The sequence below is a fragment of the Alienimonas sp. DA493 genome, assembly GCF_043951915.1.
Lineage (GTDB): Bacteria > Planctomycetota > Planctomycetia > Planctomycetales > Planctomycetaceae > Alienimonas.
On record NZ_JBINJD010000224.1, the window covers coordinates 1 to 6,604 of the forward strand.

General features: G+C 73.3%; 7 protein-coding genes and 1 pseudogene. All 8 read right to left on the reverse strand.

Annotated features, from left to right (window positions below):
- Positions 1-101: 101 nt before the first annotated feature.
- Complete coding sequence (locus tag ACG2DA_RS21070) at positions 102-320, reverse strand: hypothetical protein (protein WP_395258447.1); 219 nt, start codon at positions 318-320, stop codon at positions 102-104.
- A gap of 76 nt (positions 321-396) precedes the next feature.
- On the reverse strand, positions 397-561 hold the full coding sequence (locus ACG2DA_RS21075; protein ID WP_395258448.1) for a DUF1328 domain-containing protein: 165 nt from the start codon (positions 559-561) through the stop codon (positions 397-399).
- A gap of 182 nt (positions 562-743) precedes the next feature.
- Entirely contained in the window at positions 744-1,952 is a 1,209-nt protein-coding gene (locus ACG2DA_RS21080) for a CinA family nicotinamide mononucleotide deamidase-related protein (protein ID WP_395258450.1), read from the reverse strand.
- Positions 1,953-2,014: 62 nt separating this feature from the next.
- Positions 2,015-3,127: a glycosyltransferase family 4 protein gene (locus ACG2DA_RS21085; RefSeq protein WP_395258452.1), complete on the reverse strand. Its 1,113-nt coding sequence runs from the start codon at positions 3,125-3,127 to the stop codon at positions 2,015-2,017.
- 3 nt (positions 3,128-3,130) lie between these two features.
- Positions 3,131-4,090, reverse strand: a complete 960-nt coding sequence (locus tag ACG2DA_RS21090) for a hypothetical protein (protein ID WP_395258453.1) — start codon at positions 4,088-4,090, stop codon at positions 3,131-3,133.
- 52 nt (positions 4,091-4,142) lie between these two features.
- Positions 4,143-5,252, reverse strand: a complete 1,110-nt coding sequence (gene floA / locus ACG2DA_RS21095; protein ID WP_395258455.1) for a flotillin-like protein FloA — start codon at positions 5,250-5,252, stop codon at positions 4,143-4,145.
- Between the two features lie 152 nt (positions 5,253-5,404).
- Positions 5,405-6,247: an NfeD family protein gene (locus tag ACG2DA_RS21100; protein WP_395258457.1), complete on the reverse strand. Its 843-nt coding sequence runs from the start codon at positions 6,245-6,247 to the stop codon at positions 5,405-5,407.
- 127 nt (positions 6,248-6,374) lie between these two features.
- Positions 6,375-6,604 (reverse strand): annotated as a pseudogene (locus ACG2DA_RS21105) (hypothetical protein); the annotation flags it as partial.

A 6,604-nucleotide genomic window follows, 5' to 3' on the forward strand; every position in this document is an offset into this window, starting at 1 on the left:
CCGTCCGGCCGGGGCCGAAGACGAACGCTGACGACGTGTTCGGGGCGGCGAAGGCCCGGGCGGGCCGACGGATGTGACGGGGAACGGGGCGACGGGGAGGCTTATTCCCGGTCGACGTCCACGTCGACCGAGACCTTGTCCGCTTCCTCCTTCACCTTGTCGACGCCGGAGCCGACCGCGTCCGCGGCCTGATCGACGTCCTCGGCGATCGTCTCCTCGTTCATGTTCACGCCGACTCCGCTGCCGTTGGAGTACAGCGTGAACCAACCAAGCAGGCCGAGGATCAACAGAACCACGGCCGCGGCGAGCAGAGCCTTCATCGGCGAACTGTCAGTGGAGTCAGAAGCGATCGGACCGGGGTGGACAGGAGGACGCGGACGGGCGGCGGCGAGCGGGCTAGACGGTCGGCGTGCGGCCGGTCACGGCGTGGATGATCAACAGCACCACCGCGACGACGGCGAGCACCCCGGCGAGCCAGAGCGCGAAGTCGGCGATCCCGCCGAGGCCGAGCAGGGCGGCGATGATGGCCACGGCGAACAGGATGAGAGCGATCTTGAGCATAGCTGGAAGTTGCGGTGAGGCTGCGGAACGTGGACGCCGAGCGAAGTCAGTCGGCGATCACCCTCCGAAGCAAGAACCGCGCCGGCCGCGACGCAACGCCCCTCATGGTCGAATCACGAGCAGCGCGAACGCTGTAACCGGTCCCGTCGTTCCCGGCGCGGGGCGGCTTGCTCGTTCGGCGATCAGGTTGTCCGATCGGCGAGACGCCGGCGGAGCAGGTCCAGAGCCGCCTTCGCCAACCGGCTGCGGGCGATTGCGGAGTCCCCTGCGTGGCGGTACGGCTCCCGCACCGAACCGTCGGGCGTCGCCAGCGTCAGTTCGCGAACGTCCGCGTCGACGGAGAGCGACGGCGTGAACAGGGCGTAGGTCGCCCCCCACCGCTGCCGGACCCGCTCCGCGGCGCCGCCGGGCGAGACGGGCTCGCCCAGGCAGCGGTCGTCGCGGGTTTCGATCACGCCGCCGAGATACGCCGGGGCGGCGGGGTCGTCCTCGTCGGTCAGCCAGTCCGCCAGCCGGCCGCCGGTGCCAACCTCCACGACGGCCAGCGTTTCGCCCCGCTCCCGCAGGGTCGCCAGCACGCGACCGGCGAGGGTGTCGTCCTCCTCGCCGAAGATCAGCTCCCCCACGCGCTCCGCGGCGAGGCGGCGGACCTCAGCGAACTGCCGTTCGATCTCCGCCTCGTCTCCGCCCCGGGCGACGACCCGCAGGGTGATGGTCGCCTCGTGGGCGGTGATGCCGACCTCCGGCGTGCGGCCGCGGGCGGTGAGGTCGCCCAGCCGCTCCTCGACGGCGCTCTCCCCCGCCCCGAACAGGTTCACCCGGGCGACGCGGATCAGGTTCGCCCCCCGCGGCAGCCGGGGGGCGACGGACTCGCGGAACATCGGCTTCATCTCCGCCGGCACCCCGGGCAGGGCGACCAGCGTGCAGCCGCCCGGCCCGCCGGGTGCGTCCGGGGCGTCGCCCGGCGGGAGCGTCATCCACAGCCCCGGCGCGGTGCCGCGGGGGTTCGGGACGACCTCCGCCCCGGTCGGGACGAGCGCCTGCACGCGGTTCCTCGGCGGCATCGGCCGACCGAACCGGCGGTAGCAGGCCTGCACGTGCTCCAGGCTGGCGGCGTCCTCCACCAGCGGCACGCCGGCCAGCGCGGCGAGGGCGTCGCGGGTCAGATCGTCCGCGGTCGGGCCCAGGCCGCCGGTCAGAATGACCAATTCGCTGCGGCGGGCGGCCGCCCGCAGTTCGTCGAGCATCGCCGGCAGGTCGTCCGCGACGGTGTGGTGGAAGCGGGTTTCGATCCCCCGCGCCGCCAGTTCGACGCTCAGCCACTGGCTGTTCGTGTCGAGTTTGGCGCCGGTGGTCAATTCCGAACCGAGGGCGAAGATCTCCGCGTGCATGGGGGCGGACGGACGGGCGAGCGGGAGGACAGGAACGCGGGAGACGGGGGCGAGGGGGGCGATCAGTCGTCGGCGACGGCGTTGCCGGCGAGGTCGTTCCACTCGGCGAGGGCTTCGCCGTAGAGGGCGGCGGTCTCGGAAACCATCCGGGCGACGCCGAACCGCTCCTGCACCACCGCCCGGCCGGCGCCGCCGATGCGGCGGGCGGTCTCCGGGTCGGCCAGCAGTTCGCAGATCTTCTCGGCCAGGGCCGCCCCGCGAGCGGGGGGGACGATCAGCCCGGTGACGCCGTCCTCGATGACGCTGTCGACCCCGCCGACCCCGCTGGCGACCACCGGCCGGCCGCGGGCCATCGCCTCCAGCATCGTCGCCCCCAACCCCTGCGAGAGGCTGGGCAGACAGAAGATGTCCGTCGCCGACAGACCGGCGGAGAAGTCGAGCAGGTTCGGGGCGAAGGTGACGGCGTCTTCGAGGCCCAACTCCCGGGCGACGCGGCGGAGGTTCTCCTCCTCCGGCCCGGCGCCGGAGAGCAGAAACCGGCATTCCGGGAAACGCCGCTTCACCCGGGCGGCCGCCCCGAGAAAGTAGGGCAGCCCCTTGGGCGCCTCCAGCGGCCCCGCCGAGCCGACCACCGGCACCCGGCCGGGCGGCAGGACGTGCTCCGCCTGTTCGTCCACGTCCACGCCGCTGTGGATCACCCGCAGCCGGTCCGCCGGGAAGCGGCTGACGCCGAGCAGGTCCGCGGCGACGCTTTTGGAGATGGCGATCGCCCGGCGAACGATCGGGTCCGTGCGGGTGAACCGATCGATCCCGTACGGCGCCGCGGGAAACGTCACCACCACCGGCACTCCCAGCCGCTTGGCGAGGTACGTGCCGCAACCGAGCATCTCCGGACTCTGGACGTGTACCAGGTTCGGCGGTTCCTCCCGCAGATCGCGGAGCAGCCCGGCCCGTACGACCAGCCCCCAGGCGGGTCGGTCGAGCTCCTTGTAGACCCGCACGTCCCGCGACTGCCGCACGGAGGCGGACAGACGGGAGGCGTCGGCGCAGACGATCAGCGGTTCGTACCCCTCCGCGGGCAGGCCGCGGGCCAGCCGGAGGGTGTAGGCGCTGCGGGCCCGGACCTCCAATCGGCCGGCCAACAGCAGGACGCGCGGATTGGGATCGTCGGCCACCGCTCAGGCGACGTCCGAAGCGCCGCCGACGACCGCCGGGTCGACGCGGCCCGAATCGGCGGCGCCGGGCCGGATTCCCGCGGGGGCCTTCGGCCGCAGGGCCAGCGGCTTGGCGAGCAGTTCGTTGACGACGATCGCCTCCCGGACGCCGGCGGGATCGGACAGCAGCGCCCGCAGGCGGGTCGGGTCCAGGGCGCCGGCCTCGCCGGGGGGCGGGCCGGCGAGGTGGGTCGGGTCGTTGGGGTCGGCGAGGCGCCGCTTCAGGTCGGACAGTTCCCGCTCGGTCGCGTTGAGCCGGTCCTTCACCTGCACGTGTTGGCGGGCGAGGTCGCTCTGGTCGACGGCCATGTACCGTTCGACGTGCTCCCGCAGTTCGCCGCCGAGGTTCTTCTTCGCCAGCCGTTTCAGTTTGCGATCGCGGAGGCTCTGCCGTTTGGCGGCCGGCGCCGCGGCGGGCGGCGGAGTCGGCCGCGGCTCGGGGCGGGAGGAGGGGCGGCGGTCGGACCCTTCGTTTCGACGGGCGGCGGGACGCAGGAACTCCGGCACCTCGCCGCGGTCGGGGCGGTCGTCGTTCTCGGACGGGCGCTCGGCCGTTTGCGGATTCGGCCGCGTCCGCCGAGGCGGTTCCTCGAAGGGGTCGACCGGTCCGCGACGCTGCGGGGGGCCCTGCGGACGGTCGCCGCCGCGGTTCTGACCGCGGCGGCCGGCGACTTCCTGCAGGAAGGAATCAATTTCGTCCCGCAGCTTCTCGTCGGCGCCGCCGGCGGGGCGGTTCTGCGGGGCGTTGGGGTTCGGCCGCCGGGCGGCCTGGGCGGCCTTGCCCTGCTGAGCCATCTGCACGATCCAGCCGACCACCCCCATCAGCAGCACGGCGATGGAGATCAGCGTCTCCACCCCGATCGCCCCCAGCGGCGGCAGCGCCTCCGCGGCGGGAAGGACGGCGGCGGCGGGCGGGACGGTCATCGGAGGCGAACCGGCGGGGACGGGGGGCCGGGAACGGAGAAGCGGGCGGCGGCTACGGCTGCATCGTGGCGTTCGGCTTGGCGCCCTCGCCGGCGATGGCGGACCGCATCTTGGTGTCGGCCTGAACGTTCTTTAGCTCATAGTAGTCCATCAGCCCCAGCCGGCCGCCGCGGAACGCTTCGCTGATCGCCTTGGGCACCTCGGCCTCGGCCAGCACGACCTTGGCCCGGTTCTCCTGCACGCTGGCGACGTGTTCCTGCTCGACGGCGCTGGCCTCGGCCCGGCGTTCCTCGGCCTTGGCCTGGGCGACCCGCATGTCGGCCTCCGCCTGGTCGGCGGCGAGGCGGGCGCCGATGTTTTCGCCCACGTCGATATCGGCGATGTCGATCGAGACGATCTCGTAGGCCGTGTTCGCTTCGAGGCCCTGGTTCAGCACGATCCGGCTGATCGCGTCCGGGTTCTCCAGCACGTTCTCGTAGGAGGGGCTGGAGCCGATCGCCTGCACGATGCCCTGCCCCACGCGGGCCACGATGGTTTCCTCGGTCGCCCCGCCGATCAGCTGGGCGATGTTCGTGCGGACCGTCACCCGGGCCCGGGCCTTCAGCTGGATGCCGTCGGCCGCGACGGCGTCGAGGGTCCCCGCCTTCTTCTTCGGGTCCGGGCAGTCGATCACCTTGGGATAGACGCTGGTCCGCACGGCGTCCAGCACGTCGCGGCCGGCGAGGTCGATCGCGGCGGCGATGTTCCAGTCCATCGACAGGTTCGCCCGCTGGGCGGCGATCAGACTCTTGATCACGTTCGGCACGTTGCCGTTCGCCAGGTAGTGGGCCTCCAACTGCTTGCGGGTCAGGCTGTAGTCCTTCAGCAGCCCGGCCTGCGTGGCCATGATCAGGGAGCGGGTGATGACCGTCGGGTTTACCTTCCGCACGCTCATCATGACCAGGTCCCACAGGCCGATGCGGGTGCCGGTCAGTTTGCACTGCACCCACAGGCCGACGTAGCGGGCCAGCACGGCGAAGGCGACGAGCCCCACCAACAGCAGGACGAGCAGTCCGCCGATGATCAGCAGGCTCCACCCGCCCCCGTCCTGAGCCAGCGGCGGCAGGACGCCGATTGCGGGAACGGCCGCGACGGGGACGGCGGAGGACGCGGGTGCGGTCATCGGGGGCGGCGGGGGGTGGCGGGCGGCGCGGGCCGGGAGGCGGCGGCGCTCTTAATCTGGGGGCAGCGTAGTCGCGGCGGAGAACCGGCGGCAACGCACCGGCGTCGCCGCGTCAACGTCGCGGCCCGGCGGGCGGTTCACGGCGACCGTCCTCATTTGATCCCCTCCCGCTCCGCGTCGGCGGCGAAGGGGTCGGCGATCTCCTCCGGCTCCTCCTTCCGGCTCTCTCTGCCGTCGTCCGTCTTGGCGGCCGTCATATCCTTCGCCGAGGTCATGTCCTCCGGCGAGGAGGCCTCTTCCAGATCGGTCGGCGGCGGCTTCGGCGGGGGCGACTCGTGGGCGTAGCCGACGGGGGCGTCGGCGTCGAGGCGTCCGCCGGGGCGGCCGGGGTCCGGATCGATCACCGGGTCGACGGGGTTTTCCGCCTCGCGGGGCTCCCCCGGCGGCGTGCCGGCGGCGGGGCCCTCGACGTCCCGCAGCGCCGGCGGGACCTCCTCCTTGGCGTAGCGCACCAGCAGGCGGTTCCCGCGGGTTCCCACCACCTCGATCGGCTCCCCGGCGTCGAGCATCGGGCCGCGGGCCTCGGAGTGGAAGCGGGCGCCGTCGACCTCCACCAGCCCGCCCGGGTTGTGCAGGGTGAGCGTCTTGCCCCGACGGCCGATCGCCGCGGCGAGGGCGGCCCGCTCCTCCGTGAAGGACGCCGTTTCCTCCGGCGTCGGGGCTTCCTGCAACAGGCGGCGACCGAACTCCGTCCTCGGCAGCATGTAGAACGAGCCCCCCAGCGTCGCCGGGATCAGCACCGCCGTGCAGCCGACGTACGCCCAGAAGGCGAGCATGTTCTCGCCCCACCACTCCCACACGGCGCAGAACAGGCTGCCGCCCAGGCAGCACATCGACAACGCCGCCAGCAGGCCGCCGCTGGGGACGAACACCTCGATGACCAGCACGGCCAGCCCCACCGCCAACAGCAGGAGGGCGTAGTGGCCGGGGTCCATCAGGAACGACTCCGCGGAGAGGGGGACGCCTGCATGGTAAGCCGCCGGGCGGTTCGGACAACGCTGCGCCCGCCGCCCCGCCCGGTCGTGCGGCCGGCGGCCGCGTCCCGCAAGCGCCCCGCCGGGGTCAGTCCTGACGACCGGCGAGCCGTTCGTACGGGACGAAGGAGTCCAGCGGCGCCGGGCGGGCGGAGGGGCCGGCGTCGGCCGTCTCGGGGCGGGAATCCGCGAAGGATCCGCGGGCGGACGCCGCGGGGGCGGCCGGGGGCTCCGCGGCGGCGACGCGGCGATCGTTCGCGGCGCGGCGTTCCTCGGCCCGGCGTTCCTCAGCGACGCGGGCGGCGTCCGGGCTCTGAG